At 42.6% G+C, this 25,970-nt stretch carries 44 protein-coding genes and 1 pseudogene; 43 read left to right on the top strand and 2 right to left on the bottom strand.

Annotated elements, in window-relative coordinates:
* Window positions 1–13 precede the first annotated feature (13 nt).
* From tuf to salA, 40 genes and pseudogenes are all read left to right on the top strand, one after another.
* Complete coding sequence (gene tuf / locus AC58QC_RS29475) at window positions 14–1,204, top strand: elongation factor Tu (RefSeq protein ID WP_028557497.1); 1,191 nt, start codon at window positions 14–16, stop codon at window positions 1,202–1,204.
* 412 nt (window positions 1,205–1,616) lie between these two features.
* The gene (gene rpsJ, locus AC58QC_RS29470) at window positions 1,617–1,925 is read left to right on the top strand and encodes a 30S ribosomal protein S10 (protein WP_028557496.1); all 309 of its coding nucleotides are present in this window, start codon (window positions 1,617–1,619) and stop codon (window positions 1,923–1,925) included.
* A gap of 43 nt (window positions 1,926–1,968) precedes the next feature.
* On the top strand, window positions 1,969–2,592 hold the full coding sequence (rplC, locus tag AC58QC_RS29465) for a 50S ribosomal protein L3 (RefSeq protein WP_029196463.1): 624 nt from the start codon (window positions 1,969–1,971) through the stop codon (window positions 2,590–2,592).
* A 16-nt stretch (window positions 2,593–2,608) separates the two neighbouring features.
* The gene (gene rplD, locus AC58QC_RS29460; protein WP_477593135.1) at window positions 2,609–3,235 is read left to right on the top strand and encodes a 50S ribosomal protein L4; all 627 of its coding nucleotides are present in this window, start codon (window positions 2,609–2,611) and stop codon (window positions 3,233–3,235) included.
* A complete protein-coding gene (gene rplW / locus AC58QC_RS29455; protein ID WP_056618288.1) occupies window positions 3,232–3,522 on the top strand; it encodes a 50S ribosomal protein L23 in 291 nt (96 codons plus the stop codon). The genes rplD and rplW overlap by 4 nt, the downstream gene beginning before the upstream one ends.
* Before the next feature lie 29 nt (window positions 3,523–3,551).
* Complete coding sequence (rplB, locus tag AC58QC_RS29450) at window positions 3,552–4,382, top strand: 50S ribosomal protein L2 (protein ID WP_056618285.1); 831 nt, start codon at window positions 3,552–3,554, stop codon at window positions 4,380–4,382.
* Window positions 4,383–4,430: 48 nt separating this feature from the next.
* Window positions 4,431–4,709, top strand: coding sequence for a 30S ribosomal protein S19 (rpsS, locus tag AC58QC_RS29445; RefSeq protein WP_028557491.1), 279 nt, complete (start codon window positions 4,431–4,433; stop codon window positions 4,707–4,709).
* A 29-nt stretch (window positions 4,710–4,738) separates the two neighbouring features.
* Window positions 4,739–5,071 carry a 50S ribosomal protein L22 gene (rplV, locus tag AC58QC_RS29440; RefSeq protein WP_028557490.1) on the top strand — a complete coding sequence of 111 codons (333 nt, stop codon included), beginning with the start codon at window positions 4,739–4,741 and terminating at the stop codon, window positions 5,069–5,071.
* Between the two features lie 13 nt (window positions 5,072–5,084).
* Window positions 5,085–5,747, top strand: coding sequence for a 30S ribosomal protein S3 (gene rpsC, locus AC58QC_RS29435; protein WP_028557489.1), 663 nt, complete (start codon window positions 5,085–5,087; stop codon window positions 5,745–5,747).
* Window positions 5,748–5,750: 3 nt separating this feature from the next.
* Window positions 5,751–6,185, top strand: a complete 435-nt coding sequence (gene rplP / locus AC58QC_RS29430) for a 50S ribosomal protein L16 (protein ID WP_028557488.1) — start codon at window positions 5,751–5,753, stop codon at window positions 6,183–6,185.
* A complete protein-coding gene (rpmC, locus tag AC58QC_RS29425) occupies window positions 6,175–6,372 on the top strand; it encodes a 50S ribosomal protein L29 (protein ID WP_028557487.1) in 198 nt (65 codons plus the stop codon). Before rplP ends, rpmC begins: the two co-directional genes overlap by 11 nt.
* Window positions 6,373–6,399: 27 nt before the next feature.
* Entirely contained in the window at window positions 6,400–6,663 is a 264-nt protein-coding gene (rpsQ, locus tag AC58QC_RS29420) for a 30S ribosomal protein S17 (RefSeq protein WP_497418545.1), read from the top strand.
* Between the two features lie 35 nt (window positions 6,664–6,698).
* Complete coding sequence (rplN, locus tag AC58QC_RS29415; protein WP_028557485.1) at window positions 6,699–7,067, top strand: 50S ribosomal protein L14; 369 nt, start codon at window positions 6,699–6,701, stop codon at window positions 7,065–7,067.
* Between the two features lie 55 nt (window positions 7,068–7,122).
* The gene (gene rplX / locus AC58QC_RS29410) at window positions 7,123–7,476 is read left to right on the top strand and encodes a 50S ribosomal protein L24 (protein WP_081787661.1); all 354 of its coding nucleotides are present in this window, start codon (window positions 7,123–7,125) and stop codon (window positions 7,474–7,476) included.
* 33 nt (window positions 7,477–7,509) lie between these two features.
* Window positions 7,510–8,052, top strand: coding sequence for a 50S ribosomal protein L5 (gene rplE / locus AC58QC_RS29405; RefSeq protein WP_056618284.1), 543 nt, complete (start codon window positions 7,510–7,512; stop codon window positions 8,050–8,052).
* 36 nt (window positions 8,053–8,088) lie between these two features.
* Window positions 8,089–8,274: a type Z 30S ribosomal protein S14 gene (locus tag AC58QC_RS29400; RefSeq protein ID WP_029196455.1), complete on the top strand. Its 186-nt coding sequence runs from the start codon at window positions 8,089–8,091 to the stop codon at window positions 8,272–8,274.
* Window positions 8,275–8,307: 33 nt separating this feature from the next.
* Window positions 8,308–8,706: a 30S ribosomal protein S8 gene (gene rpsH / locus AC58QC_RS29395; protein ID WP_028557481.1), complete on the top strand. Its 399-nt coding sequence runs from the start codon at window positions 8,308–8,310 to the stop codon at window positions 8,704–8,706.
* 29 nt (window positions 8,707–8,735) lie between these two features.
* Window positions 8,736–9,278, top strand: a complete 543-nt coding sequence (rplF, locus tag AC58QC_RS29390; protein WP_497418544.1) for a 50S ribosomal protein L6 — start codon at window positions 8,736–8,738, stop codon at window positions 9,276–9,278.
* Between the two features lie 101 nt (window positions 9,279–9,379).
* On the top strand, window positions 9,380–9,748 hold the full coding sequence (gene rplR / locus AC58QC_RS29385; protein ID WP_497366665.1) for a 50S ribosomal protein L18: 369 nt from the start codon (window positions 9,380–9,382) through the stop codon (window positions 9,746–9,748).
* 27 nt (window positions 9,749–9,775) lie between these two features.
* Window positions 9,776–10,273: a 30S ribosomal protein S5 gene (gene rpsE / locus AC58QC_RS29380; RefSeq protein ID WP_056618277.1), complete on the top strand. Its 498-nt coding sequence runs from the start codon at window positions 9,776–9,778 to the stop codon at window positions 10,271–10,273.
* A gap of 11 nt (window positions 10,274–10,284) precedes the next feature.
* Complete coding sequence (gene rpmD, locus AC58QC_RS29375) at window positions 10,285–10,473, top strand: 50S ribosomal protein L30 (RefSeq protein ID WP_310502667.1); 189 nt, start codon at window positions 10,285–10,287, stop codon at window positions 10,471–10,473.
* Between the two features lie 36 nt (window positions 10,474–10,509).
* A complete protein-coding gene (rplO, locus tag AC58QC_RS29370) occupies window positions 10,510–10,950 on the top strand; it encodes a 50S ribosomal protein L15 (RefSeq protein WP_047683177.1) in 441 nt (146 codons plus the stop codon).
* A complete protein-coding gene (secY, locus tag AC58QC_RS29365; RefSeq protein ID WP_497418543.1) occupies window positions 10,950–12,254 on the top strand; it encodes a preprotein translocase subunit SecY in 1,305 nt (434 codons plus the stop codon). The genes rplO and secY overlap by 1 nt, the downstream gene beginning before the upstream one ends.
* An 86-nt stretch (window positions 12,255–12,340) precedes the next feature.
* Entirely contained in the window at window positions 12,341–12,991 is a 651-nt protein-coding gene (locus tag AC58QC_RS29360) for an adenylate kinase (RefSeq protein WP_497418542.1), read from the top strand.
* Window positions 12,991–13,743 (top strand): type I methionyl aminopeptidase, encoded by a 753-nt coding sequence (gene map / locus AC58QC_RS29355; protein WP_497272900.1) that lies wholly within the window; start codon window positions 12,991–12,993, stop codon window positions 13,741–13,743. The genes AC58QC_RS29360 and map overlap by 1 nt, the downstream gene beginning before the upstream one ends.
* Window positions 13,744–13,752: 9 nt before the next feature.
* On the top strand, window positions 13,753–14,058 hold the full coding sequence (locus AC58QC_RS29350) for a KOW domain-containing RNA-binding protein (protein WP_274318823.1): 306 nt from the start codon (window positions 13,753–13,755) through the stop codon (window positions 14,056–14,058).
* A gap of 2 nt (window positions 14,059–14,060) precedes the next feature.
* The gene (infA, locus tag AC58QC_RS29345) at window positions 14,061–14,279 is read left to right on the top strand and encodes a translation initiation factor IF-1 (protein WP_009676800.1); all 219 of its coding nucleotides are present in this window, start codon (window positions 14,061–14,063) and stop codon (window positions 14,277–14,279) included.
* A gap of 103 nt (window positions 14,280–14,382) precedes the next feature.
* Window positions 14,383–14,496: a 50S ribosomal protein L36 gene (gene rpmJ, locus AC58QC_RS29340; RefSeq protein ID WP_171632730.1), complete on the top strand. Its 114-nt coding sequence runs from the start codon at window positions 14,383–14,385 to the stop codon at window positions 14,494–14,496.
* Between the two features lie 19 nt (window positions 14,497–14,515).
* On the top strand, window positions 14,516–14,884 hold the full coding sequence (gene rpsM, locus AC58QC_RS29335) for a 30S ribosomal protein S13 (protein WP_028557471.1): 369 nt from the start codon (window positions 14,516–14,518) through the stop codon (window positions 14,882–14,884).
* A gap of 18 nt (window positions 14,885–14,902) precedes the next feature.
* Window positions 14,903–15,298 (top strand): 30S ribosomal protein S11, encoded by a 396-nt coding sequence (rpsK, locus tag AC58QC_RS29330; RefSeq protein ID WP_028557470.1) that lies wholly within the window; start codon window positions 14,903–14,905, stop codon window positions 15,296–15,298.
* A 125-nt stretch (window positions 15,299–15,423) separates the two neighbouring features.
* Window positions 15,424–16,368: a DNA-directed RNA polymerase subunit alpha gene (locus tag AC58QC_RS29325; RefSeq protein WP_056618255.1), complete on the top strand. Its 945-nt coding sequence runs from the start codon at window positions 15,424–15,426 to the stop codon at window positions 16,366–16,368.
* A 24-nt stretch (window positions 16,369–16,392) separates the two neighbouring features.
* Window positions 16,393–16,758, top strand: a complete 366-nt coding sequence (gene rplQ / locus AC58QC_RS29320; protein ID WP_056618253.1) for a 50S ribosomal protein L17 — start codon at window positions 16,393–16,395, stop codon at window positions 16,756–16,758.
* A 140-nt stretch (window positions 16,759–16,898) separates the two neighbouring features.
* Window positions 16,899–17,660 carry a tRNA pseudouridine(38-40) synthase TruA gene (gene truA, locus AC58QC_RS29315; protein WP_497418541.1) on the top strand — a complete coding sequence of 254 codons (762 nt, stop codon included), beginning with the start codon at window positions 16,899–16,901 and terminating at the stop codon, window positions 17,658–17,660.
* A gap of 174 nt (window positions 17,661–17,834) precedes the next feature.
* A complete protein-coding gene (gene rplM / locus AC58QC_RS29310; RefSeq protein WP_497272906.1) occupies window positions 17,835–18,272 on the top strand; it encodes a 50S ribosomal protein L13 in 438 nt (145 codons plus the stop codon).
* 18 nt (window positions 18,273–18,290) lie between these two features.
* On the top strand, window positions 18,291–18,683 hold the full coding sequence (gene rpsI / locus AC58QC_RS29305; protein WP_028557465.1) for a 30S ribosomal protein S9: 393 nt from the start codon (window positions 18,291–18,293) through the stop codon (window positions 18,681–18,683).
* Between the two features lie 227 nt (window positions 18,684–18,910).
* On the top strand, window positions 18,911–19,603 hold the full coding sequence (locus AC58QC_RS29300; protein WP_497418540.1) for a phosphoadenylyl-sulfate reductase: 693 nt from the start codon (window positions 18,911–18,913) through the stop codon (window positions 19,601–19,603).
* A 39-nt stretch (window positions 19,604–19,642) separates the two neighbouring features.
* Window positions 19,643–19,780, top strand: coding sequence for a hypothetical protein (locus AC58QC_RS29295; RefSeq protein WP_497418539.1), 138 nt, complete (start codon window positions 19,643–19,645; stop codon window positions 19,778–19,780).
* Window positions 19,762–20,116: pseudogene (gene sat, locus AC58QC_RS29290) on the top strand (sulfate adenylyltransferase); the annotation flags it as partial. The gene AC58QC_RS29295 and the pseudogene sat, both read left to right, overlap by 19 nt.
* A 79-nt stretch (window positions 20,117–20,195) precedes the next feature.
* On the top strand, window positions 20,196–20,957 hold the full coding sequence (gene cwlD, locus AC58QC_RS29285; protein WP_497418538.1) for an N-acetylmuramoyl-L-alanine amidase CwlD: 762 nt from the start codon (window positions 20,196–20,198) through the stop codon (window positions 20,955–20,957).
* Window positions 20,958–21,011: 54 nt separating this feature from the next.
* Window positions 21,012–22,103 carry an iron-sulfur carrier protein/transcriptional regulator SalA gene (gene salA / locus AC58QC_RS29280; protein ID WP_497418537.1) on the top strand — a complete coding sequence of 364 codons (1,092 nt, stop codon included), beginning with the start codon at window positions 21,012–21,014 and terminating at the stop codon, window positions 22,101–22,103.
* Window positions 22,104–22,151: 48 nt separating this feature from the next.
* Here the strand turns inward: salA and gerD are convergent, their stop codons facing one another.
* Window positions 22,152–22,931: a spore germination lipoprotein GerD gene (gerD, locus tag AC58QC_RS29275; protein ID WP_497418536.1), complete on the bottom strand. Its 780-nt coding sequence runs from the start codon at window positions 22,929–22,931 to the stop codon at window positions 22,152–22,154.
* Window positions 22,932–23,070: 139 nt separating this feature from the next.
* Between gerD and AC58QC_RS29270 the strand changes: the two genes are divergently transcribed.
* Window positions 23,071–23,667 carry a KinB-signaling pathway activation protein gene (locus tag AC58QC_RS29270; RefSeq protein ID WP_497418535.1) on the top strand — a complete coding sequence of 199 codons (597 nt, stop codon included), beginning with the start codon at window positions 23,071–23,073 and terminating at the stop codon, window positions 23,665–23,667.
* A 41-nt stretch (window positions 23,668–23,708) separates the two neighbouring features.
* On the opposite strand, the gene pdaB is transcribed toward AC58QC_RS29270, so the two are convergent.
* Window positions 23,709–24,491, bottom strand: coding sequence for a polysaccharide deacetylase family sporulation protein PdaB (pdaB, locus tag AC58QC_RS29265; RefSeq protein ID WP_497418534.1), 783 nt, complete (start codon window positions 24,489–24,491; stop codon window positions 23,709–23,711).
* 113 nt (window positions 24,492–24,604) lie between these two features.
* Here pdaB and AC58QC_RS29260 point away from each other — a divergent pair, with 113 nt between their 5' ends.
* Together AC58QC_RS29260 and AC58QC_RS29255 are read left to right on the top strand one after the other, a co-directional pair.
* Window positions 24,605–25,216 carry a stage II sporulation protein M gene (locus tag AC58QC_RS29260; RefSeq protein ID WP_497418533.1) on the top strand — a complete coding sequence of 204 codons (612 nt, stop codon included), beginning with the start codon at window positions 24,605–24,607 and terminating at the stop codon, window positions 25,214–25,216.
* A gap of 152 nt (window positions 25,217–25,368) precedes the next feature.
* On the top strand, window positions 25,369–25,599 hold the full coding sequence (locus tag AC58QC_RS29255; RefSeq protein WP_056618222.1) for a hypothetical protein: 231 nt from the start codon (window positions 25,369–25,371) through the stop codon (window positions 25,597–25,599).
* The last annotated feature ends 371 nt before the right edge of the window (window positions 25,600–25,970 follow it).

Here is a 25,970-nt window from a genome sequence, read left to right as displayed (position 1 = left end):
GGAATCGTTTAAAATGGCAAAGGCTAAATTTGAACGTAACAAACCGCATGTTAACATCGGAACTATTGGTCACGTCGATCATGGTAAAACAACTTTGACAGCTGCTATCACTACAGTACTGTCCAAAAGATACGGTGGAGCTGCAGTAGCATTCGACCAAATCGATAAAGCACCGGAAGAGCGCGAGCGCGGTATCACAATCTCCACAGCTCACGTTGAGTACGAAACTCCTAACCGTCACTACGCACACGTAGATTGCCCAGGACATGCTGACTATGTTAAAAACATGATCACAGGTGCTGCTCAAATGGACGGCGCAATCCTAGTAGTATCCGCAGCTGATGGCCCTATGCCACAAACGCGTGAGCACATTCTTCTTTCCCGTCAAGTAGGCGTACCATACATCGTGGTATTCCTTAACAAATGTGACATGGTTGAAGACGAAGAGTTGCTTGAATTGGTTGAGATGGAAGTTCGCGACCTTCTTAACGAATATGAGTTCCCAGGCGATGATACTCCAATCATCCGTGGTGCAGCTCGTGAAGCTCTTCAAAACCCAGATGGTCCTTGGGCTGACAAAATCATCGAGTTGTTCGAGCAAGTTGATACTTACATCCCAACTCCTGAGCGTCAAACAGACAAGCCTTTCCTTATGCCAGTTGAGGATGTATTCTCAATCACTGGTCGTGGAACAGTTGCAACTGGTCGTGTTGAGCGTGGTACTGTTAAAGTACAAGAAGAAGTTGAAATCGTTGGTATCGCTGAAGAAACTCGTAAATGCATCGTAACTGGTGTAGAGATGTTCCGTAAATTGCTTGATTCCGCTCAAGCTGGCGACAACATCGGAGCTTTGCTTCGTGGTGTTGATCGTAAAGATATCGAGCGTGGACAAGTTCTTGCGAAACCAGGTTCAGTTAAACCACACACGAACTTTACAGCACAAATCTACGTTCTAACTAAAGAAGAGGGTGGCCGTCATAAGCCTTTCTTCACTGGTTACCGTCCACAGTTCTACTTCCGTACAACTGACGTTACGGGTATCATCTCCCTTCCAGAAGGTACTGAGATGGTTATGCCAGGTGATAACATCACAGTTACAGTTGAACTAATCAACCCAATCGCAATCGAAGAAGGAACACGCTTCGCGATTCGTGAAGGCGGACGTACAGTTGGTGCGGGCGCGGTTGCTACAATTCAAAAATAATCTCTCTTTGAGAGATAGAAACATCCATCGATTTATCGGTGGATGTTTTTTTGTTTTATTAGTGGTCCGCGGCGAATCCGAATGGTACCAACGGTGTGGTGGATTGGAAACAGAATGCAGTGGTTTTAATGAAATTCTTTTATTATAATGTAGAAACGGATTGAGGAAACGACAGACGAAAATTAGTTATATAGAAGGAAAACTCACAAGTAAATAATTTTGTGCATATGCCTAAAATTTCACTTGCTTTTCGTTTTATAATTTTATATAATATTAAACGTTGGTCTGTGACGTTGCGATGATGCGAAAGGTTGCCGACACACCAGGCCCCTTTGCCATGGGGATGGCTGTTGGAGAATTTTCGCGGAGTATGTCCGATACTAAATTGGGCGATAGAAGGAGGGACTTTTAAATGGCAAAGCAAAAAATTCGTATCCGTTTGAAGGCGTATGATCACAGAATTATTGATCAATCAGCTGAGAAAATCGTGGAAACTGCCAAGCGTTCCGGTGCAGGTGTATCCGGTCCGATTCCGCTTCCGACAGAGAAGCAAATCATCACGATTCTTCGTGCGGTGCACAAGTACAAGGATTCGCGTGAGCAATTCGAGATGCGTACGCATAAGCGTCTAATCGATATTGTGAATCCAACACCACAAACAGTTGATGCTTTGATGCGTCTGGACTTACCGTCTGGCGTTGACATCGAGATCAAACTGTAAAACAACTATAGAGTTAATACTGGAAGGAAAAGAGGTGTCAACGATGAAAGGTATCTTAGGAAAAAAACTTGGGATGACACAATTGTTTACTCCGGAGGGTAATGTAGTTCCGGTAACTGTCATTCAAGCGGGACCATGTGTGGTACTGCAAAAGAAAGATGTGGATAACGATGGTTATGAGTCGATCCAAATCGGTTTTGATGATGTAAAAGCTAGCCGTATCATTAAACCAGAGCTTGGCCATGCGAAAAAAGCAGGGGCAACGCCTAAGCGCTACGTTAAAGAAATTCGTGGCATTCAGTTGGGTGACTATGAAGTTGGTCAAGAGCTGAAAGCAGATCTGTTTACAGAGGGCGAATTCGTTGATGTAACGGGTACTTCCAAAGGTAAAGGTTTCCAAGGTAACATCAAAAGACATAACCAATCCACTGGGCCAATGGCACACGGATCACGTTATCACCGCGGACCAGGTTCGATGGGTTCCATTCAAGCAAACCGCGTTCCTAAAGGTAAGAAATTGCCAGGACATATGGGTAACGAAACAGTAACACTTCAAAATCTTCAAATCATTAAAGTAGATGCTGAGCGTAATGTATTGCTAGTTAAAGGTTCCATTCCGGGTCCTAAAAACAGCTACGTTAGCGTGAAGTCTGCTGTGAAAAAGTAAGAAAGGAGGAAGACAGATGCCAAAAGTAGCTTTATATAATGTAACAGGTGCTCAGGTAGGAGAAGTTGAACTGTCTGACGTTGTTTTCGGAATTGAACCTCACGTTCATGCGATTCACGAAGCTGTTCTTTTGCAACAAGCAGCTGTGCGTCAAGGAACTCACAAAACTAAAGGTCGTTCTGAAGTTCGCGGCGGTGGTCGTAAACCTTGGAAACAAAAAGGTACAGGTCGTGCTCGTCAAGGTAGTATTCGTGCTCCACAGTGGAAAGGCGGCGGTACCGTATTCGGACCAACTCCTCGTAGCTATGGTTTCAAATTACCAAGAAAAGTTCGTCGCTTAGCGATCAAATCCGCTTTGTCCTCGAAACTTATCGATAACAACTTGATCGTTCTAGATCAACTACAAATGAATGCTCCGAAAACGAAAGATTTCGTTGCTATTCTGAACAACCTGAAAGTAGATACAAAAGTACTAGTTGTAGGCGTTCCTAACGACTCCAATGTTGCTTTGTCTGCTCGTAATATCCCAGGTGTGAAATTTGTTGCTGCTGATGGAGTTAACGTTCTTGATGTCATGCTTTATGACAAATTGATCTTAACACAAGAGGCTGTACAGAAAGTTGAGGAGGTGCTTGCACAATGAAAAATCCACGCGACATTATCAAGCGCCCGATCATCACTGAGCGTACAAGCGACCTAATGGCTAACAAAAAGTATGTTTTCGAAGTGGATCTTCGCGCTAACAAAACAGAAATTAAACAAGCTATCGAAGCAATCTTCAAAGTGAAAGTTACAAATGTAAACACACTCAGAATGCCAGCTAAGCCTAAGCGTTATGGCAAACACTCTGGTTACACTTCCATCTGGAAGAAAGCTATCGTGTCCCTAAGCGCAGAAAGCAAAGAATTGGAATTCTTCGAAACGGTATAACCCATTTCTTGAAGTAAGGAGGAAACAGAGTGCCAATTAAAAAATACAAACCAACCTCACCAGCTCGTCGTGCGATGTCGGTTTCTACTTTTGAAGAAATCACAACGTCAACACCCGAGAAGTCATTGCTTGCTCCTTTGTTCAAGCATGCTGGTCGTAACAACCAAGGTAAAATTACGGTTCGTCACCATGGTGGTGGACACAAGCGTAAATACCGTATTATCGATTTCAAACGTACTAAAGATGGAATACCAGGACGCGTTGCTACAGTTGAGTACGATCCTAACCGTTCCGCGAACATCGCATTGATTCATTATGCTGATGGTGAGAAAAAATACATCATCGCTCCTAAAGGTCTTAAAGTGGATGATCGTATCGTTTCTGGACCACAAGCTGATATCAAAGTAGGTAACGCTCTTCCATTGGAAAACATTCCAGTTGGTACAGTTATCCACAACATTGAGTTGAAACCTGGTAAAGGTGCACAATTAGTGCGCGCAGCTGGTACTGAAGCTCAATTGCTTGGTAAAGAAGAATCATACGTAACAATTCGCCTTTCATCTGGTGAAGTTCGTAAAGTTCTAAAAGTTTGCCGCGCAACAATCGGTTCTGTTGGTAACGAAGATCACGAATTAGTGAAAATCGGTAAAGCAGGACGTAATCGTTGGAAAGGCAATCGTCCTCAAGTTCGTGGGGTTGTTATGAACCCGAATGATCACCCACACGGTGGTGGTGAAGGACGCGCACCAATCGGACGTAAATCACCTATGTCTCCATGGGGTAAACCTACGCTTGGTTTCAAAACTCGTAAAAAAGGTAAAGCATCCGATAAATACATTGTACGTCGTCGTACGAAGTAATCTAGGATATATGAATTCTCTTGAGGTTCAAGGAAGGGAGGAACACCCATGGGTCGCAGCTTAAAGAAGGGTCCATTTATTGATGGACACTTACTGAAAAAAGTAGAAGACTTGAATACTTCTGGCAAGAAATTAGTTGTCAAAACGTGGTCCCGTCGTTCTACAATTTACCCGCAATTCGTTGGTCACACTTTCGGAGTTTATGACGGAAGAAAACACGTGCCAGTATATGTAACGGAAGATATGGTTGGGCATAAGCTTGGTGAATTTGCTCCAACACGTACGTATAAAGGTCACGATGACGATAAGAAAACCGGAAAACGTTAATTCATTTTTAACCGAGAGGAGGTACTACCATGCAAGCTAAAGCAATATTGAACCACGCTCGGATTGCTCCTCGTAAAGCAAAGCTAGTTGTTGACTTGATTCGGGGAAAAGCGGTAGGTGAAGCGATCGCAATTTTGCGTCATACACCGAAGGCGGCTTCTCCAATTCTGGAGAAACTATTGAATTCCGCAATTGCCAATGCAGAGCATAACTATTCACTTGATCCAAACAAACTTGTTGTTTCCGAGACTTTCGTAAATCAAGGGCCAACAATGAAAAGATTCCAACAACGTGCAATGGGCCGCGCTAGCGCGATCAAAAAACGTACCAGCCACATTACAATCGTGGTATCTGAAAAATAAGGAGGGGTAACGTGTGGGTCAGAAAGTACACCCGATAGGTTTTAGAATTGGTGTCATTCGTGATTGGGAGTCCAAATGGTTCGCAGAAAAAGATTTCGGAACTCTGCTGCTTGAAGACGTCAAAATCCGCGAATACTTAAAGAATAAACTTAAAGATTCTGCAGTTTCCCATATCGATATCGAGCGCGCGGCTAACCGTGTTAACGTAACGATTCATACTGCTAAACCAGGAATGGTTATTGGTAAAGGCGGAGCTGAAGTTGAAGTTATTCGTAACTACATCGCAGCAATGTCGAACAAAAAAGTTCATATCAACATTTCTGAAATCAAACACCCAGATCTTGATGCTATCCTAGTAGCTGAAGCTGTTGCACTTCAATTGGAGCGTCGTGTTTCATTCCGTCGTGCTATGAAGCAAGCTATGCAAAGAACTATGAGATCCGGAGCAAAAGGTATCAAAGTTGCAACTAGCGGACGTCTTGGCGGTGCTGAGATTGCTCGTACGGAAGGATATAGCGAGGGAACTGTTCCACTTCATACACTTCGTGCGGATATTGACTATGGTACGGCTGAAGCAGCCACTACTTATGGACGTATTGGTGTAAAAGTATGGATTTATCGTGGAGAAGTGCTTCCGACAGCTAAGAAAAAGGCTCAGCCGGAAGGAGGAAATTAAATCATGTTAGTACCTAAACGTGTAAAACACCGTAAAGAACACCGCGGTAACATGAAAGGTCGCGCTAAAGGCGGAACGGAAGTTGCTTTTGGCGAATATGGTCTGCAAGCGGTTGAACCGGCTTGGGTTTCCAACCGTCAAATCGAAGCAGCACGTATTGCCATGACACGTTACATCAAACGTGGCGGTAAAGTATGGATTAAAATTTTCCCAGCTAAACCAGTTACACAAAAGCCGCTTGAAGTTCGTATGGGTAGTGGTAAAGGTAGCGTGGAAAAATGGGTTGCCGTAGTAAAACCGGGCAAAATTTTGTTTGAACTAGCTGGTGTAAGCGAAGAGGTTGCTCGTGAAGCAATGCGTCTTGCAGCTCACAAGCTTCCAATCAAAACGAAGTTCGTGAAAAGAGAAGAAGTAGGCGGTGAAGCAAATGAAGGGTAGTGAATTCCGGAACTTAACCACTGCTGAAATCGAGCAAAAAGTTAATGGTTTTAAAGAAGAACTCTTTAACCTCCGTTTTCAACTAGCTACTGGTCAATTGGACAACCCGACTCAGATTCGTGATTTGCGTAAAGAGATCGCTCGTGCCAAGACTATTTTGCGTGAAAGAGAACTGGGTATTGGGTAACCAAATCTAGAAGGGAGTGTTCCTTAGATGACTGAACGTAACGATCGTAAAGTTCTGATCGGTAAAGTTGTCAGCGATAAAATGGATAAAACCATTGTTGTTGCTGTTGAAACTTACAAAAAACATGAACTCTACCACAAAAGAATTAAATCTACAAAGAAGTTCAAAGCGCATGATGAAAACAACCAAGCTAAGATTGGTGACACTGTGAAAATCAGTGAAACTAGACCGTTGTCCAAAGATAAAAGTTGGAGACTGGTTGAGATTATTGAAGTGGCAGTTGTTATCTAATATTCTAGATATGAACCCCGAAAGGAGGGAATACGATGATTCAACCATTTACTCGTTTGGCTGTCGCTGACAACTCAGGTGCGAAACAATTGATGTGTATCCGCGTTTTGGGTGGTACTGGTCGTCGCGTTGGTCACATTGGTGATTTGATCGTATGTTCAGTAAAAGAAGCAACACCAGGTGGCGTTGTCAAAAAAGGTGACGTTGTTAAAGCAGTTATCGTTCGTACGAAGAGCGGTGCTCGCCGTAAAGACGGTTCATATATCTCATTTGATGAGAATGCAGCTGTTATCGTGAAAGAAGATAAGAGCCCACGTGGTACTCGTATCTTCGGACCAGTTGCTCGCGAACTTCGCGATAGAGACTTCATGAAGATCGTATCCTTGGCTCCAGAAGTTATCTAAGACGTGTTACGATGTTGTTTTCCAAAGCGGAGAACCCCAGGAGGTGTAGAAGCTAATGCCAAGACTTAAAAAGAGATTAGAATCTCATAACAATAAATTGCACGTGAAAAAAGACGATACTGTTTTTGTAATCACGGGCAAAGATAAAGGTAAGAAAGGCCGCGTTATCGCTGCTTACCCTCGTCAAAATCGTGTTCTTGTTGAAGGTGTAAACATGGTTAAGAAACATGCGAAACCATCCCAACTTAACCCACAAGGCGGTATCTTGAATCAAGAAGCTGCGATTCACGTTTCTAACGTGATGCTGATTGATCCTAAGAGCGGCAAACCTACTCGCGTAGGATACAAAGTATTGGATAACGGAACGAAAGTTCGTATCGCGAAAAAATCCGGCGAAGTTATCGACTAATACACACATGTATGGAAAGGAGGATACTAAGTCATGGCAGTAAGATTGAAAGATCGTTACTTGAACGAAATTACGCCTGCATTAATTCAAAAGTTCAACTACACAACAGTTATGCAAGTGCCGAAAATCGAGAAAGTCGTAATCAACATGGGTGTTGGTGAGGCTGTATCGAACTCCAAAGTACTTGATACTGCAGTTGAAGATCTTCAAAAGATCTCTGGTCAAAAACCAGTTGTAACAAAATCCAAAAAAGCAATCGCGGGTTTCAAACTTCGTGAAAACATGCCGATCGGCGCGAAAGTAACTCTTCGTGGTGAGCGCATGTACCACTTCTTGGATAAATTATTTAACGTATCACTTCCACGTGTACGTGACTTCCGCGGTATTTCCAACAAAGCATTTGATGGTCGCGGTAACTACACACTTGGTTTGAAAGAACAACTCATTTTCCCTGAAATTGAGTATGATAAAATCGATAAAGTTCGTGGTATGGATATTGTTATCGTAACGACGGCTAAGTCCGACGAGGAAGCTCGCGAGCTTTTAACACAACTCGGAGCGCCTTTCGTAAAATAGGTTACCAGTCGTACCTATCAGGAGGTGTTATATTAAGTGGCAAAAACTTCGATGAAAGTCAAACAGCAACGTACCCCGAAGTTTAAAGTGCAAGCATACACACGTTGTGAGCGCTGCGGACGTCCGCATTCAGTGCTTCGCAAGTTCAAAATTTGTCGGATTTGTTTCCGCGAATTAGCACACAAAGGTCAGATTCCAGGCGTGAAAAAAGCAAGCTGGTAATCACCCTATTTTCGGGAAGGAGGTTTACACAAAATGGTCATGTCAGATCCAATTGCAGATATGCTAACACGCATTCGTAATGCGAACATCGTACGTCATGAGACAGTTGAAATCCCAGCTTCAAAAGTGAAGAGGGAAATCGCTGAAATCCTTAAAAAAGAAGGATTTATCCGTGATGCTGAGTACGTTCAAGATAGCAAACAAGGTATCATTCGTTTGTTCCTGAAATACGGTTCAAACAATGAGCGTGTTATCTCTGGTTTGAAAAGAATTTCGAAACCAGGTCTACGCGTTTACACTAAATCACAAGAAGTCCCTCGTGTTCTGGGCGGATTAGGGATTGCCATCATCTCCACGTCTCAAGGAGTTATGACGGATAAAGATGCTCGTCAATCCAAAGCTGGCGGAGAGGTTATCTGCTACGTTTGGTAATACAATTGTAATTGAATGGAGGTGCAAACATGTCTCGTATTGGTCGTAAGCCAATCACCATTCCAAGTGGTGTAAATGTAACACTAGACAATACTCAAATCACGGTTAACGGTCCTAAAGGATCCTTGTCCCGTGAACTTCATAAAGATATGAAAATCAGTGTTCTAGAAAACGAGATTTCTGTTGAGCGTCCTTCCGATAACAAGCTCCACCGTTCCCTGCATGGTACAACACGTAGTGTTGTTGCCAACATGGTAAGTGGTGTTACGGAAGGGTTCACGAAATCTTTGGATCTAGTAGGCGTAGGTTACCGTGCAAACAAAAGCGGTGACAAATTGGTTCTCAACGTTGGGTACTCCCATCCAGTTGAAATCAACCCTGAGAACGGTATTGAGTTCGATGTTCCAACGAACACGAAAATCATCGTTAGAGGTATTGATAAAGAGCTAGTTGGCGCAATGGCAGCGAAAGTTCGTTCCGTACGTGAACCAGAACCGTATAAAGGTAAAGGTATCAAGTATGAAGGCGAACGCATTCTTCGTAAAGAAGGTAAAGCTGGTAAGAAGAAATAAGATCGAAAGATCGCGGGTAATAGCTAAGAGTTTTCTATTGAAAACTTGCTACGTAAGCATAAGCCTCGCATCATAAGATGATGAAAGGAGTGTAAGTATAGATGATTACTAAAAGCGATAAAAATAAAGCTCGTCTGAAAAGACACCTTCGTGTTCGTAAGAAAATTGAAGGTACAACTCTTCGCCCACGTTTGAACATTTTCCGTTCATCCAAACATATGTATGCTCAACTAATCGATGATACAACTGGTGTAACAATCGTTGCAGCTTCGACTCAAGATAAAGAGCTGAAAAGTGATATTGGTAACGGTGGTAACGTTGAAGCTGCTCGTAAAGTTGGCGCATTAATCGCAGCACGTGCGAAAGAAAAAGGTTTAGACAAAGTGGTTTTTGACCGCGGTGGATACCTTTATCATGGACGTGTTCAAGCATTGGCTGACGCAGCTCGTGAAGCTGGTCTTGAATTCTAGAAATACATTAATAAGGAGGTAAAAGACTTGCGTGTAGATCCTAATACTTTAGAGCTAACAGAAAAAGTCGTAAATATTAATCGCGTAGCTAAAGTAGTAAAAGGCGGACGTCGTTTCAGCTTCAGCGCACTTGTTGTCGTTGGCGATGGCAATGGCTGGGTTGGTGCAGGAATCGGTAAAGCTTCCGAAGTTCCAGATGCAATCCGTAAAGGCATTGAAGATGCGAAAAAGAACTTGATTCATGTTCCTATCGTAGGCACTTCGATTCCTCACCTTGTTACTGGTAAATTTGGCGCAGGACGCGTTCTATTGAAGCCAGCATCCCAAGGTACAGGAGTTATCGCAGGCGGTCCAGTTCGTGCAGTACTTGAACTTGCTGGTGTAGGCGATATCTTGACAAAATCCCTAGGTTCATCGAACTCCATGAACATGGTTAACGCAACGCTTGAAGGCTTGAGCCGCTTGAAAAAAGCGGAAGAAGTTGCAAAGCTTCGCGGTAAAACTGTTCAAGAGCTATTAGGTTAGGAGGGGTAAACATGGCTAAACAATTACAGGTTACCCTAAAACGCAGCTTGATCGGCCGTCCTGAAACACAACGCATTACTGTGAAAACACTTGGTCTGCGCAAGTTGAACCAAACTGTTCTTCATCAAGATAATGCTGCAATCAGAGGCATGGTTAATCAAGTAAGCCATTTGGTAGAAGTTAAAGAAATCGAAGCATAGAAATACGAATTTAAGATCTAGAGGAGGTGTGCAACGATGAAGTTACATGAGCTAAGTTCTGCTACTGGTTCTCGTCACACTCGTAAACGTGTTGGCCGTGGTACAAGTAGCGGCATGGGTAAAACATCAACTCGCGGACATAAAGGTCAAAACGCACGTTCCGGTGGAGGCGTTCGTCCTGGATTTGAGGGTGGACAAAACCCATTGTACCGTCGTTTACCTAAACGTGGATTCACGAACCGTTTCCGTACGGAGTACGCGATCGTTAATCTTGAAGATTTGAACAATTTCGCAGCTGGTACAGAAGTTACTCCAGAAGTATTGATGGAGACTGGTATTGTTAAAGCTCCTAAAGACGGCATTAAGATTTTAGGAAACGGTGAAATCACAGTAAAATTAACCGTTAAAGCGAATAAGTTCTCTCAATCAGCGATTGAGAAAATCCAAGCTGCCGGCGGTCAAACCGAGGTGATTTAATGTTCAATACCATAGCCAACATCTTCAAAGTAGAAGATTTACGCAGAAGGATTCTCTTCACGCTTATCTTGCTAATCGTCTACCGTTTGGGTGCCTTCATTCCGGTACCAAACATTAATACAGATGTTCTGAAACTTCAAGATCAAGCGAATCAGAGCGATGTCTTTGGTTTGCTTAACACGTTCTCCGGCGGTGCGCTCTTCCAATTCTCCATCTTCGCGATGGGAATTATGCCTTATATCACGGCTTCGATCATTGTTCAGCTTTTGTCCATGGATGTAATCCCGCGCTTTGCGCAATGGGCGAAAGAAGGAGATGTCGGAAGAAAGAAAATGACGCAGGTGACTCGTTACGGTACGATTGTTCTAGGGTTGATTCAAGCTTTCGGCTTATCAATCGGCTTTAACCGCCTATACAGTGGTTTGGTTATTGATGCTGGGTTTACAACCTTTGCTTTAATCGCTATCGTGTTGACAGCTGGTACAGCTTTCTTGATGTGGCTAGGTGAGCAAATCACGGAGTACGGAATTGGTAACGGTATTTCCATTATCATCTTTGCTGGTATCGTTTCAGCGATTCCAACAAGCATTCAACAAATCTACAAATCACTATTTACAACCGATGGAGCTTTGTTCCTGAACATTGTGAAACTTATCATTATTGCGTTAGTTGTTATTCTGATTATTGCTGGAGTTATATTCGTACAACAAGGTGTTCGTAAGATACCTGTACAATATGCTAAGCGAGTAGTTGGACGTAAAATGTATGGTGGGCAAACAACGCACATTCCACTTAAAGTGAATGCTGCTGGTGTTATCCCTGTAATCTTTGCACTATCACTTTTGATGTTTCCTCCAACCATTGCAAGTTACTGGAGAGGAAATGTAGTTGCAGAATGGATCATCAATAACTTGAGTATTAACCAAACTGCACCATTAGCGATTGTACTTTATGTACTGCTGATTATTGGTTTCACTTACTTTTACACCTTCGTACAAATTAATCCAGTTCAAATGGCTGATCAGATGAAGAAAAATGGCGGATACATACCAGGTATCAGACCAGGTAAAACCACATCGACTTATCTGACACGCGTAATGACAAGAATTACTCTGTCTGGAGCTCTGTTTCTCTCAGCAATTTCTATTCTTCCAATGCTATTTGGAGGACTTGCTGGATTGCCTAGTTCGGTTAAAATAGGTGGTACTTCTTTACTTATCGTAGTAGGCGTTGGTCTTGAGACTATGAAGCAAATCGAGAGCCAATTGATTAAGCGTCATTACAAAGGGTTCATCAATAAATAGCTAATAGGTTCTGATGGGGCAAGTTCTGCGACATCGGCACCTATTGTGCTGTTCGTAATGCCGAGTGCGATGGGGAGGTTTTAATTGTGAACGTAATATTTATGGGGCCTCCTGGTGCAGGCAAAGGTACGCAAGCAGAGAAAATCGTTTCCGCATTTCAAATTCCTCATATCTCAACTGGCGATGCATTTCGCGCAGCAATGAGCCAAGGTACTCCAATGGGTATCGAAGCCAAAGGATATGTAGATAAAGGGCTTCTTGTTCCTGATGAAATAACGAACGGCATTGTGAGAGAGCGTCTTGCCCAGCCGGATTGCGATAAAGGATTTTTGCTCGATGGGTTTCCTAGAACGGTAGCTCAAGCAGATGCATTGTCTGACATCGTTGAATCTCTTGGTAAGAAGATTGAGGTCGTAATCAATCTAGCTGTTGATCGCAGTTATCTGTTAGCACGACTAACTGGCCGAAGAATTTGTAAATCCTGTGGTTCTACGTATCATGTCATCTTCAACCCACCTCAGCAAGAAGGCGTATGCGATAAATGTTCCGGTGAGTTGTACCAACGATCTGATGATACGGAAGAGAAAGTCGGAACACGTTTGGATGAATACATCAACAAAACGGCTCCGCTTCTGGATTACTACCAAAAGAGGGAATTATTGCGTGAGGTTAACGGGGAACAAGACATTCATGCGGTAACCGAACAAATTAGCTCACTGCTACGAGGTCTAGCGTAATGATCATTTGTAAGTCCGAGGTTGAACTAGACCTAATGCGAGAAGCTGGTCGTATCGTAGCCGAAACGCACCGCTTATTGGCAAGGGCGATTCGTCCGAACATTACAACGAAAGAACTTGATCAGATCGCAGAGGAATTCATTCGCAGTCAGGGAGCAATTCCATCTTTCAAAGGTTACAATGGTTTTCCTGGGAGCATTTGTGCTTCAGTCAACGAAGAATTAGTTCATGGTATTCCTGGTCCAAGAAAGCTCGTTGAGGGCGACATTATCAGTATTGATATTGGTGCTCAATATAAAGGTTATCATGGAGATTCTGCTTGGACATATCCTGTCGGTGAAATTTCTGAAACTGCTCAGCGTTTGTTGACTGTAACAGAAGCATCACTCTATCGAGGCATTGCAGAAGCTAAACCGGATGCTAGACTCTACACGTTGTCGCATGCAATCCAAACTTGTATTGAAGACGCAGGCTTCTCCGTGGTTATAGAGTATGTCGGTCATGGTATTGGAACGGATCTTCACGAAGAACCCCAAATTCCGAACTATGGTATTCCTGACAAAGGTCCTCGACTCAAACCAGGCATGGTCCTAGCCATTGAACCCATGGTGGTTGTTGGCGAAAGATTTGTCCAAACACTCGAAGACGATTGGACTGTAGTCACTTCGGATCGAACCCTATGTGCTCATTTCGAACATACGGTTGCTATAACGGCAGCTGGTTATGAAATATTAACTTTGCCTAGATCGTAGGTGAACTGAGTGGATAGTAAGATTCCGCAAGTGGGTCAAATCGTAAAGGTGCTTCGCGGTAGAGATCCCGGAGAATATGCGGTCGTGATTGGGATTGAAGATCATCGTTTTGTCTGGCTTGCCGACGGCGATCATCGCAAATTCGATCAGCCGAAGAAGAAGAACCTGAATCATCTTCATTTACAAGAAACGATTAGCAGTGAAGTAGCGTCAAGCATTAGGGAAACAGGTCGTGTGACTAATGGGAAATTGCGCTTTGCAATCGCCAAATTCGTTGAACTTATGCAAGTTGAAGCACAAGAGAAAGGAGAATGACTGTGGCCAAAGAAGATGTAATTGAAGTAGAAGGTACAGTGATTGAACCTCTTCCGAATGCAATGTTTAAAGTTGAATTGGAAAATGGTCATAAAATCCTAGCCCATGTTTCAGGGAAAATCAGAATGCATTTTATCCGCATTTTGCCTGGAGATAAGGTTACCGTAGAATTATCGCCTTATGATTTGACGAGAGGCCGTATAACCTACCGTTTCAAATAAATGCTCGGCTTAGAAGTAATACTCTCTCAAGACGTATGCTTACGAAGCAAGTTTTCTAACGAAAACGCAACATGGTTGCTTACGATGAAAAGGAGGGCTTAAAATGAAAGTAAGACCGTCAGTAAAACCGATTTGTGAGAAATGTAAAGTCATTCGCCGTAAAGGCAAAGTAATGGTAATTTGCGAAACACCTAAGCACAAACAAAAACAAGGTTAAAAGGAGGTGCATTCTGTAGATGGCACGTTTAGCTGGAGTTGACTTACCTCGTGACAAACGAGTTGTAATCGCGTTGACTTACATTTTCGGTATCGGCACTACAACTGCTCAGAAAATCATTGCTTCCACAGGTATCGATGCGAGTACTCGCGTTCGTGACTTGACTGAAGATGAAGTGAGCAAGATCCGTGATGTAATTGACAAAACCCTTAAAGTAGAAGGCGATCTTCGCCGTGAAATTTCCCTAAACATCAAACGTCTAATCGAAATCGGATCCTACCGTGGTCTTCGTCACCGCCGTGGTCTTCCTGTTCGTGGTCAACGTACTAAAACAAATGCTCGTACACGTAAAGGTCCTCGTCGTACAGTAGCTAATAAGAAGAAATAATAAAGGGGGTTAGAGCTAATGGCAAAACCTAAAAAAGTCGTCCGTACGAAACGTCGTGACCGGAAAAATATTGAGAGCGGTGTAGCACACATCCGTTCAACATTTAACAACACGATCGTAACGATCACGGATCCGCATGGTAACGCAATTTCTTGGGCAAGTTCAGGAAACCTTGGATTCAAAGGTTCCCGTAAAAGTACTCCTTTCGCAGCACAAATGGCAGCTGAAAAAGCAGCTAAAGCAGCAATGGAGCATGGCTTAAAAACAGTTGAAGTTATGGTTAAAGGTCCGGGCGCTGGCCGCGAAGCAGCAATCCGCTCTTTGCAAGCAGCAGGTCTTGAAGTAAACCTGATTAAAGACGTGACTCCGGTTCCTCATAATGGCTGCCGTCCTCCAAAACGTCGTCGCGTATAATTCAGGATCACTTTGTAGTATAATTATTCCAAAATCGTGAATAATGGTTTGAAGGATAGGCATACTATGAAATTTTCAACGAAGTATCCAGAGGGAACCGACGTATTGAATGGAGGGTACATTTCATGATCGAAATCGAAAAGCCAAAAATAGAAACTGTAGCATTAAGTGAAGATGGCGCTTATGGTAGATTTATCATCGAGCCGTTGGAGCGTGGCTACGGTACAACCTTAGGAAACTCACTACGTCGTATCTTACTGTCCTCCTTGCCGGGGGCAGCAGTAACCTCTGTCCAAATCGATGGCGTTTTGCACGAATTTTCAACGATTCCTGGCGTACTTGAGGATGTTACGGAAATTATCCTCAATTTGAAAGGCTTATCGTTGAAGATTCACTCCGATGAGGAGAAAGTGCTAGAAATTGATGCTGAAGGAGAAGGTAATATTACTGCGGCTGATATCCGTGGTGATAGTGATGTTGAGATCCTTAACCCGGATCTACACATCGCTACCCTATCTCCAGATGCACGTCTTCATATGAGGATTCATGCGGGCAGAGGGCGCGGTTACGTCCAATCAGACAAAAATAAGCATGAAGAGCAACCAATTGGTGTAATTCCAATTGATTCAATCTACACGCCTATTACTCGGGTAAACTACGCTATTGAGAATACTCGCGTCGGCCAAGTGACTAACTATGATAAGTTGACCCTCGAAGTGTGGACCGATGGAAGTATTCGACCAGAAGAAGCAGTAAGCTTGGGCGCTAAAATCTTAACTGAACATTTGCTCTTGTTCGTAGGTTTGACGGATGAAGCAAAAGACGCTGAGATTATGGTTGAAAAAGAAGAAGATAAGAAAGAGAAAGTTCTTGAGATGACTATCGAAGAACTAGACCTTTCCGTTCGTTCTTACAACTGTCTCAAACGTGCAGGGATTAATACCGTACAAGAGCTGATTACCAAAACAGAAGAAGACATGATGAAAGTTCGGAACTTAGGTCGCAAATCCCTTGAAGAAGTTCAAGAGAAGCTCGAAGAGCTGGGGCTGGGTCTACGTACCGAGGAATAATCTTGTCAGAAGGAGGTTAACTCAATGAACTACAGAAAATTGAACCGCGATTCCAGTAATCGTAAAGCATTATTTCGTGATCTGGTAACGGATCTGTTCATACATGAGCGCATTCAAACAACAGAAGCAAAAGCAAAAGAAATTCGTTCAATCGCTGAGAAGTTAATTACTCTTGCGAAACGCGGAGATCTTCATGCACGCCGTCAGGTTGCTGCTTTTGTTCGTAGAGAAGCTGCTAACGAAAATCAAGATGCGATTCAAAAACTATTCTCTGAATTGGCTCCACGTTATTCCGAGCGTCCAGGTGGATACACTCGTATCCTTAAACTGGGACCACGCCGCGGTGACGCAGCACCAATGGTTTACCTAGAGCTAGTAGATCGCGCATAGAAGACGGATGGGAAAGGGTGGACGGAATCACTAGATTCTGGTGAAGCCCTTTTTTTGCAGTCTTGGATCGCATTCTAGTGATGAGAGTTGCGTAAGCAACTCAGACTAGGTAGAAAGGATGACTCATGGAGGAACAAGCCTTGAGAAATCTACGTTTTACCATAAGCTACGATGGTACATCTTATTCTGGATTCCAGATACAGCCTAGATCTGACACTGTGCAATATCGCTTAGAACAAGCTGTGTTCTTGTTGACAGGTGAGACAGTGAAAGTCATTTCATCAGGGCGTACAGATGCCGGTGTTCATGCGAAAGCACAAGTTATTAATTTTACAACGAGTTCTAAGATTCCAGTGGAACGATGGTGTTTAGCTCTAAATGCTAGACTACCCAGGGATATCGTCGCACATACTGCAGAAGAAGTCCTTCCTACTTTTCACTCTCGCAAAGCCGCGAAACGTAAGACGTACTGTTATACGATTCGTTCGGCGCGCTTCCCTGATGTCTTTCACCGCAACTACGAGTATCATCACCCCACGCCTTTAAATGTGGAAGCCATGAGAGAGGCGCTCCCTTGTTTGCTAGGTGAGCATGATTTTACTTCGTTTTGTACAGTGAGAACGGATAAGGAAATCAAAGTGAGAACCTTGTATGAGGTACGTATGGAGACGGAAACCGATGAGTTGTTGGCGACAGGTAAAGTAGAGCGTATCCGGTTGATTATATCGGGGAATGGCTTTCTTTATAACATGGTGAGGATCATCGTAGGGACATTGATTCAGATCGGTGAGGGTAAGAGACCACCCAGCGACTTGCAGCGTGTTCTCGAGGCCAGAGATCGGTCTCAAGCGGGTCCTACAGCTGAAGCCATGGGGTTAACCTTGTGGAAAGTTGACTATTAAAAAGTTATCATCACCACTTGCTTCTTAAGACATTATCGTGTAAAATATAACTTGGCGTTTCGTGATCGGCTACCCCACAGCCCCTGATCACAAATGACCATAACTATCCATCGCTTATGTTAAATTTACAACTATAACTTATGTATTTCAGATATATTTTTAGGAGGATTAAGCATGCGCACCACATATATGGCTAAGCCAAATGAAGTAGAGCGTAAATGGTACATTGTTGACGCTGCAGGCCAAACACTTGGCCGTCTTGCAAGTGAAGTTGCTAGCATTATCCGCGGTAAGCACAAACCGGAGTTCACTCCACACGTAGATACTGGTGATTTCGTTGTTGTTATCAATGCTTCCCAAATTAAGCTTACTGGTAAGAAAATGCAAAACAAAATGTACTACCGTCACTCTTTGTACCAAGGTGGTTTGAAAGTGACTTCCGCTCAGGACTTACTTAACACTAAGCCTGATCGTATGATCGAATTCGCAGTTCATGGTATGCTTCCTAAGAACCGTCTTGGCGACAGCTTGAAAACTAAGCTTAAAGTCTACGGTGGAGCAGAGCATCCGCACCAAGCACAACTACCAGAAGTCTGGAATCTTCGCGGTTAATATAAGGAGGAACGTTTCGTGGCACAAGTTCAATATTATGGAACGGGTCGTCGTAAACATTCGGTAGCGCGTGTTCGCTTAATACCGGGTGAAGGACGCATCATTATCAATAAACGTGATCTAGATGAGTATTTCGGTCTAGAAACGTTGAAACTAATCGTTAAACAACCACTTGCTTTAACTGAAACTATCGGTCAATACGATGTTCTAGTACTTGCAAATGGTGGCGGAATCAGCGGACAAGCTGGCGCAATTCGTCACGGTATCTCCCGTGCATTGTTAAAAGCTGATCCGGAATACCGTGGATCCTTGAAAAAAGCTGGATTCCTAACACGTGATTCCCGTATGAAAGAGCGTAAAAAATACGGATTGAAAGCAGCACGTCGTGCTCCTCAATTCTCCAAACGTTAAGATTTTGTGCCTCTGGCACTCAAGAAAAACCTTTTCGGCTCATGGCTGGAAGGGTTTTTCTTTTTTTATGTTAAAAATACTTGCTGATTTCATCCGAAGAGGTCCTGTTAAAAGAAGTTAATACCAAAATGATGAAAAGTCATTGACACCTTGTAGAAGTCATATATAATAAAATTATAAATCATACAATAGCAGTCGGGATTGTCGACTATTGGAGGAATCGTACGGTGAATCTATTTGAAAAAGAAGCATTTGTGACGAAAGCAGCGGAAGAATTCGAAAATCAATCGCCTGAAGCCGTATTGAAACTTGCTGTAGATACGTTCGGAAGTTTAACACTAGCTTGTAGTTTTGGGGCTGAAGATGTTGTGCTTGTTGACATGCTTCAAAAAATTAACCCTAACGTAGATATTTTTTACTTGGATACGAATGTACATTTTGATGAAACGTATGAAACGAAAGAGCGTCTTGAGAAGCACTATGGTACGAAGTTCGTTCAAGTATTGCCTAAACTAACGCTCGAAGAGCAAGCAGAGAAATTTGGCGATGAGCTTTGGAAGAGTGATGCGAACCAATGCTGCAACATTCGTAAAGTTGATCCATTAACGGACATTCTTAAAAACTACGATGCTTGGATTACAGGTATCCGCCGCGATCAAGCTCCTACTCGTGCTAATGCCAAAAAGGTTGAATATGATGTGAAATTTGGTCTAATCAAATTTAATCCATTAGCTAGTTGGACGTCGGAAGATGTATGGCAATATATCCGCGATAACGATGTTATCTATAACCCACTTCATGATCGTAACTATCCTAGTATCGGTTGCACACACTGCACACGCCAAGTTGCTGAAGGTGAAGATCCTCGCGCAGGACGTTGGGCAAGTATTGAGAAAACAGAATGTGGTCTTCATAAGTAAGGCCTTTACATTTAGTTTTAGATTATAGAGGAAACGTTAATGACAACAATTAAACCGCATGGCGGAGAGCTTATTTACCGCTTAGTGCCGGCAGAACAAAGAAATCTACTTCTAAAGCAAGCGGCAGAATTGAAACAAATTCGTGTAAATGCATGGACGATTGGAAAACGGTTGTAGGCTTCCAAACGCGTAATCCGGTGCACCGTGCACATGAACCCGCTTGTTGGTGAAACGAAATCCGATGATATTTCAGCTGACTTACGTATGAAAAGTTACTTAGTCTTACTAGGAAATTATTTTCCGAAGGATCGCACTTTCTTAGGTGTTTATCCAGCTGCTATGCGTTATGCTGGGCCGCGTGAGGCGATTCTACATGCGATTGTGCGTAGAAACTATGGTTGTACGCATTTCATCGTTGGACGCGATCATGCAGGCGTTGGTGACTATTACGGCACGTATGAAGCGCAAGAGATATTCAGTAATTTTACTGCTGAAGAAATGGGAATAACGCCAAGTGTAAGTCTGGCATATTTGTCCACCCTGTCCCATATAGATGTTACAGAGTCTATAGGGGAACAGAGGTGGATTTTTTATGCGTAAAAGGAAGAAAAGGTTAGTGGTCTGGCTGACCTTTCACAGTAGTCTGAAACTAATGCTTTCCGCTTTTCTGCTTGCATTGGTTGTCTTTATTTATGCGTACGAGCTCCCTACAACGAAGACGTGGTCAGATTGGGCGCTTCCTCTATCGGGCAAGACAATTGCGCTAGACGCCGGTCATGGTGGTCCAGATGGCGGAGCAGAGAGCAAGGATGGAGTTATTGAGAAAGATATCAATCTGGCGATCACCTTGCGGTTGCGTGATTATTTACAACAAGCTGGTGCAGTCGTAGTACTAACAAGAGAAACGGATACTGACCTAGCGGAGTCCGGCACGAAAGGCTATAGCAAACGTAAGACGCAGGATCTTCACAACCGCGCAGACTTGATTCAAAACAATAATGCCGATTTGTTTTTGAGTATCCATTTGAACAGTATACCTTCTGAAAAATGGAGAGGCGCACAAACGTTCTACTACTTGAACAATCCCGATAATCCTAACTTAGCTGCATTAATTCAAGCTGAACTTAGGCGTAATCTGGAAAATACCGACCGTGTTGCTAAGCTAGCTGATAAGACTGTGTATCTGTTAAAGACGTTGAAAATCCCAAGTGCACTCGTTGAGGTAGGCTTTCTTTCAAACCCCGAAGAAGCCAAATTACTTGCAGACGAGAATTATCAGAAGATGCTAGCTGCTTCCGTATATCAAGGGATTTTGAGATATTTTGCGGGGGAAAAAGTGGGTTCTGCTTCATAATGTGTTATAATTAAAGCCGCAAAGACAATGTCCCAATAAAGGTGTGATGTGGCTATGGTACATAAAGATCAAATCCTAGAAGCGTTGAACTCGCTAATGGAACCTCAATTTAATAAAAGTGTAGTAGAACTGAACTTGATTCGTGATGTAATGGTGAAGGAAGATGCCGTATCCTTAAGTTTAATTGTAGTAACAGAGAATGAGGGATACAAGGAGCAAGCCAAAGCATTCATTCAACAATCTTTAGCAAATATAGGAGTACCACAGGTTCATATCCGTTTTAGATTGATGACAGACCATGAACGCAGTAGATTGGAAGGTCCTGCACATCAGTCAGATCAAGCGGCACCGCCGAAGCCGGTTCAACCTCCTATCCAGCAACCGATTCTTGGACAATCCTCTACGGTCGAGTTTATCGCTGTTGCCAGTGGTAAAGGTGGCGTTGGTAAATCAACTGTCACAGTTAATCTAGCAGTTGCGCTAGCGCGTAAGGGGAAAAAAGTAGGGATCATCGATGCGGATATTTATGGTTTCAGTATTCCTGATATGATGGGGATTGAAGAACAGCCGCAGCTCGTTGAAAATGTGATTATTCCTGTTGAGAAATTCGGAGTAAAAGTGATATCAATGGGTTTCTTTGTCCAAGACAATGCACCTGTTGTATGGCGTGGGCCGATGCTTGGGAAGATGCTGCGTAACTTTTTCAATGAAGTGAACTGGGGAGATGTTGAGTACATCTTGCTAGACCTTCCGCCAGGAACAGGTGATGTTGCGTTAGATGTTCATCAACTTATCCCGCAAAGTAAAGAAGTTATTGTCACGACGCCACATGCAACAGCTGCTTTCGTAGCTGCAAGAGCTGGTGCTATGGCCATTCAGACGAACCATGAAATTCTGGGAATCGTTGAGAATATGTCTTACTATGAAAGTAAAGATGGCAGCATTGATTACATTTTCGGGAAAGGTGGCGGAGCTAAGCTTGCAGAAGATCTACATAGTGAGCTATTAGCACAAATCCCATTAGGGGCTCCGGATAACCACATTTCTGAAAAGGATTATTCGCCGTCCGTGTACAAGGCTGAATCCAAAACAGGGCAAATCTATTTAGAAATAGCGGATAGAATGATAGCAAAGCTTGAGAAATGAGAAAAGGAAGAGGGAGCAGCATTAGGCTGCAACCTCTTCCTTTTTATTTTAAGAACCAGAGTCTGAACCACTATCTTTTTTCTCTTCACCTTGTTTTTCGGAGCCGCCAGAGGAGTCATCCTTCTTCTTTTCATCGCCGCCTTGTTCTTTTTTATCGCCTTCTTTACCTGAATCCGCACCTTTCTCCTGGCTTTTCGCAGAAGGCATTTGATCAGGCTTACTTTGCTGTTCAATTGCAGATTTAAGTAATTCAACCAACTGTGCCCGAAACAAAGGACTTTGAATGGATTCTTCCATGACTGTCATCATTTGTTGACGATATGGCGCTGTTTTCATAACATCCAATACCATTTTCTCATAATCCGGATTTTTCATTACATCAATGAGTGATTTTTGATACGTAGGATCTTTCAATAATTCTTTAAACATTTGCTTGGTTTCTTTTTGAATCGCAGCAGCGAAGTCTCCTGCGAATTTAGGGTCCTTCATCATATCAGCTAAAAACTTATTATTTTCCTTAGCAGTTAGAACATCCTTTACAGCCATCTGAAGCTGGAGTGATTCATTAGCTGACAATAGTTTAATCTGCGATTGACCGGCAAAGCTGTTCGTGCCAACTTCCCCGTTCATAATGCTACGATTTGCAGCGCTAATCGCTTTCTTGCCATCGTCTGATTTCAGAATATCGAGGATCATCGTTTTCTGCTCTTTATACGTAGCCGCTTGTGATTGGCCTTGTGATGAGTTATCAGTTCCACAAGAAGCGAGAAGTAAAGCCATTGAAACGACCGGTAGGACTTGAAGCTTTCTAAGTCTTGTTTTTAACATAACTACATGCTCCCTTCCCTTAACTTTAATAGTCTTAGTATGCGTGGTTAAGGTCAGATTATTAGGGGTCATTATTGGCTTTTTATCGCAAAGGTTGGTACAATTAACAATTAGAGTTGATGTGTGGAGGTAATTAAACGTGACGTTGCGTAAATGGTTTCATTTATTTTGGACAACACTAGTATTAGGTATTGTGGTATCCACTGGGGTTGGACTTATCCTTCAATTTTCAGACAAAGAATTTTCTGTAATGGGTTTATCAGCAGTTGGATTTAATCTGGTAAATATGATTCTCGGTGGGGCTACCATAAGTGTATTGAGTCAAATGGGCTTTTTCGCTTATTTAATCGTTAGATTCATTGCGGTTGGTATTATACGTTCCAAAACAGTGTGGGATCTTTTACAGCTTGCCGTTGTCATTGTTGTTTTATTCGACCTCGTCTACTTGAGGAAAACAAATTTCGAAGGCTCAGAATCATTACTTGGATACTTCGTTTTGCCGGCATTCGTTCTCTTGATTTCCTTGGCCGTAAGCTATTGGAAGGTAAAGATGACGAATCGGAATGCGTTCATACCTACCTTGTTCTTTATGTGTGCTGTTACTGTCCTTGAGGCTGTACCTGCATTGAAATTGGATAATACAGCATCGAGTCTCTTTATGTTGGCACCGTTATTCGTTTGTAATGCATGGCAAATTCTGACCTTACATAAAATACTGGATAACAAAAAGAGCTAATTCAATTAGCTCTTTTTTTCAAATCTATTTATTTTTGTACATCAATGAATTTGTTTCATTGCTTGATCCTCAACAGGGGTAGTATCGACCTGCGTTTGTTTAATTAGCTCACTCACGCTCACGAATTGGTACCCTTTAGCTCGTAATTGTTGAATGATTGCAGGTAAAGCCTCATGTGTTTGTTGCGAGGAGTCACTTGCATGGAGCAAGACGATATCCCCAGGATGTGCCTTACTTACTACGCGGTTAACCAGAGTGTCGACGCCTTTATTAAGCCAATCTTGAGAATCTGTGTCCCACTGGATAACGGAATAGCCGAGTTCATCAGCAATGCGTAATACGCGTTTATCGAAATCACCATTAGGTAGACGGATGAGATTTGGTTCTTTTCCAATTAATTCTGTTAAAATCCCATGAGCTATAGAGATCTCATTACGAATTTCCTCATCGCTAAGCTTACTATAGTTGTCAAATTTATTGCCGTGACTACCAATCTCAAAACCATAGCTTTTAATATTTGCAACGACGTTAGGATGACTTTTGCTCCAAGGTGAAGATAAGAAGAACGTCGCATCTTTAACGCCATTGTCCTTCAATATTTTCAAAATGGGTTCAGCGCGTGTGTCCCCCCAGGAGATATCAAAGGTTAGGGCAATAACCTTCTTTTCGGTTTGCACACTGTAAATAGCCGAGGGTTCAGAGTTCATAAAGACAGATACATTACTCTGTTCGGAATATACAATGGCCGCGGAGAAGATAATGGCAAGAGCAATGAATAAGTATTGTTTGAATTTGCGTGCGTTGATTACAAAAAAGTAGTTCATAAATAGCTTGTACCTCCTTTATGTCAGGCAGTTAATAAGCTTGTATACCCTTTAGTAAATAATGTATGCTCGTACACATAGCACTTATGCTTCCGAAATTGGAGGAACTACAAATGAATTTACAAGCAATGCTAAGACATTTTAAAGAAATGAAACATTACTTTATCGTAGTAGTACTTGTTTTTGGTTTTAGTTTTTATATGGGATGGGCGAACTCTGAGCAGTTTTCACACTTTTTGGAAAAGCAGTTAGAGGGACTCCAGCCACTGATTAAATCGATAAGCACCAAAGAAAACCCTCAGGTGTGGTTGTTCATTTTCATTTTTCTAAATAATGCGATTAAGTCTGTGCTTGTTGTGTTCAGTGGACTTCTTCTAGGTGTTATTCCTCTGTTTATGTTAATCGCAAACGGGATGATCCTAGGTTATGTGCTCTCCTTGCAGACAAATGAAAGCACAATAACCATCATCCTAAAGGGAATACTGCCGCATGGTATCATAGAGATCCCTGTCATATTACTTGCGTGTGCTTATGGATTGAAGTTAGGGTTGTTAGTTTGGAAAATGGGTGTGCAGCTGCTCGTGCCTGCTGAGAAAAGAAGTGCTCGAATTGAATTTATGAGAATACTCCAATTAACCAAGCCGCTCAGCATTGTAATCGTGGTTCTTCTTTTGATTGCAGCGGTAATAGAAAGCACACTCACCTACTGGTTGGTGCATTTGTAAAATATTTTCAATCTCTCTGTCATAAAACTGGCAAAATCTGAGCATAACAATAAGGCAGAAATGAAGAAGGTGTAAGATTCTCCCTTCCATGTCTGCCTAACGAACTGTTAGTGCCATGAATCTCTACAGTCGAGAGGGGTTTGGATGGATGTATGCTCGGATTTTTGTTCAATGAGAGAGAATGTAGAGAATTAGATTATGTGCTGCGCAAAGAATTAGACGAAATGCTATTCGATCTCAACGATAAGAGAATTGATCAAGAGATAAAGGGAGCAATAGAATCCAGATACAAAGTCATCTTTAGGATGTATGCTCGCTTAGCAACACCAAAGGAAATATCGAAGTATGCCAGAAACCGTAATTACCAAGCTCAAAAAAAATAGGGGGTAAGTGCTTGACTTACCCTCTCTACCTGTGTTACTTTATAACTCGTCCCTTCGAAACAAAGCGAGTGAGTCTAATTGAAATTGAGGTTTGAAAAAAAAGATTTCAAAAAAAGACTTGCAATCTTCGTAGGCACTGTGGTATATTTAAAAAGTCGCCGCTAAACGGATGGCGAAGAAAACCGAAAGAAATTGATCTTTGAAAACTGAACAACGAGTGAGTAAGCACGAACGAGAAATCGTTCAAAAAAGAGATTGCGAAATCTCGCTAGCAACGCAAATGAGCAATTAAGCTTTCAGATATACGGACAAGCAATTGTCCAAACTATTATGGAGAGTTTGATCCTGGCTCAGGACGAACGCTGGCGGCG

Source organism: Paenibacillus sp. J22P51 (assembly GCF_059692215.1).
Note: the sequence above shows the minus strand (reverse complement) of the source record. Positions and strands in the feature narration are given on the sequence as shown.

Coding starts and splice junctions, on each gene's coding strand:
- AC58QC_RS29295 (WP_497418539.1), top strand. CDS start 19,643: ATGACAACAATTAAACCGCATGGCGGAGAGCTTATTTACCGCTTAGTG.
- rplM (WP_497272906.1), top strand. CDS start 17,835: ATGCGCACCACATATATGGCTAAGCCAAATGAAGTAGAGCGTAAATGG.
- rplD (WP_477593135.1), top strand. CDS start 2,609: ATGCCAAAAGTAGCTTTATATAATGTAACAGGTGCTCAGGTAGGAGAA.
- rplF (WP_497418544.1), top strand. CDS start 8,736: ATGTCTCGTATTGGTCGTAAGCCAATCACCATTCCAAGTGGTGTAAAT.
- rpsS (WP_028557491.1), top strand. CDS start 4,431: ATGGGTCGCAGCTTAAAGAAGGGTCCATTTATTGATGGACACTTACTG.
- AC58QC_RS29325 (WP_056618255.1), top strand. CDS start 15,424: ATGATCGAAATCGAAAAGCCAAAAATAGAAACTGTAGCATTAAGTGAA.
- rpmD (WP_310502667.1), top strand. CDS start 10,285: ATGGCTAAACAATTACAGGTTACCCTAAAACGCAGCTTGATCGGCCGT.
- rpsK (WP_028557470.1), top strand. CDS start 14,903: ATGGCAAAACCTAAAAAAGTCGTCCGTACGAAACGTCGTGACCGGAAA.
- rpsQ (WP_497418545.1), top strand. CDS start 6,400: ATGACTGAACGTAACGATCGTAAAGTTCTGATCGGTAAAGTTGTCAGC.
- rplP (WP_028557488.1), top strand. CDS start 5,751: ATGTTAGTACCTAAACGTGTAAAACACCGTAAAGAACACCGCGGTAAC.
- gerD (WP_497418536.1), bottom strand. CDS start 22,931: ATGTTAAAAACAAGACTTAGAAAGCTTCAAGTCCTACCGGTCGTTTCA.
- rpsH (WP_028557481.1), top strand. CDS start 8,308: ATGGTCATGTCAGATCCAATTGCAGATATGCTAACACGCATTCGTAAT.
- rplW (WP_056618288.1), top strand. CDS start 3,232: ATGAAAAATCCACGCGACATTATCAAGCGCCCGATCATCACTGAGCGT.
- AC58QC_RS29255 (WP_056618222.1), top strand. CDS start 25,369: ATGCTCGGATTTTTGTTCAATGAGAGAGAATGTAGAGAATTAGATTAT.
- cwlD (WP_497418538.1), top strand. CDS start 20,196: ATGCGTAAAAGGAAGAAAAGGTTAGTGGTCTGGCTGACCTTTCACAGT.
- rplN (WP_028557485.1), top strand. CDS start 6,699: ATGATTCAACCATTTACTCGTTTGGCTGTCGCTGACAACTCAGGTGCG.
- secY (WP_497418543.1), top strand. CDS start 10,950: ATGTTCAATACCATAGCCAACATCTTCAAAGTAGAAGATTTACGCAGA.
- rpsJ (WP_028557496.1), top strand. CDS start 1,617: ATGGCAAAGCAAAAAATTCGTATCCGTTTGAAGGCGTATGATCACAGA.
- rplR (WP_497366665.1), top strand. CDS start 9,380: ATGATTACTAAAAGCGATAAAAATAAAGCTCGTCTGAAAAGACACCTT.
- rplX (WP_081787661.1), top strand. CDS start 7,123: ATGCCAAGACTTAAAAAGAGATTAGAATCTCATAACAATAAATTGCAC.
- rpmC (WP_028557487.1), top strand. CDS start 6,175: ATGAAGGGTAGTGAATTCCGGAACTTAACCACTGCTGAAATCGAGCAA.
- rplE (WP_056618284.1), top strand. CDS start 7,510: ATGGCAGTAAGATTGAAAGATCGTTACTTGAACGAAATTACGCCTGCA.
- rplV (WP_028557490.1), top strand. CDS start 4,739: ATGCAAGCTAAAGCAATATTGAACCACGCTCGGATTGCTCCTCGTAAA.
- rplC (WP_029196463.1), top strand. CDS start 1,969: ATGAAAGGTATCTTAGGAAAAAAACTTGGGATGACACAATTGTTTACT.
- pdaB (WP_497418534.1), bottom strand. CDS start 24,491: ATGAACTACTTTTTTGTAATCAACGCACGCAAATTCAAACAATACTTA.
- AC58QC_RS29260 (WP_497418533.1), top strand. CDS start 24,605: ATGAATTTACAAGCAATGCTAAGACATTTTAAAGAAATGAAACATTAC.
- rplO (WP_047683177.1), top strand. CDS start 10,510: ATGAAGTTACATGAGCTAAGTTCTGCTACTGGTTCTCGTCACACTCGT.
- rplQ (WP_056618253.1), top strand. CDS start 16,393: ATGAACTACAGAAAATTGAACCGCGATTCCAGTAATCGTAAAGCATTA.
- tuf (WP_028557497.1), top strand. CDS start 14: ATGGCAAAGGCTAAATTTGAACGTAACAAACCGCATGTTAACATCGGA.
- rpmJ (WP_171632730.1), top strand. CDS start 14,383: ATGAAAGTAAGACCGTCAGTAAAACCGATTTGTGAGAAATGTAAAGTC.
- salA (WP_497418537.1), top strand. CDS start 21,012: ATGGTACATAAAGATCAAATCCTAGAAGCGTTGAACTCGCTAATGGAA.
- map (WP_497272900.1), top strand. CDS start 12,991: ATGATCATTTGTAAGTCCGAGGTTGAACTAGACCTAATGCGAGAAGCT.
- rpsM (WP_028557471.1), top strand. CDS start 14,516: ATGGCACGTTTAGCTGGAGTTGACTTACCTCGTGACAAACGAGTTGTA.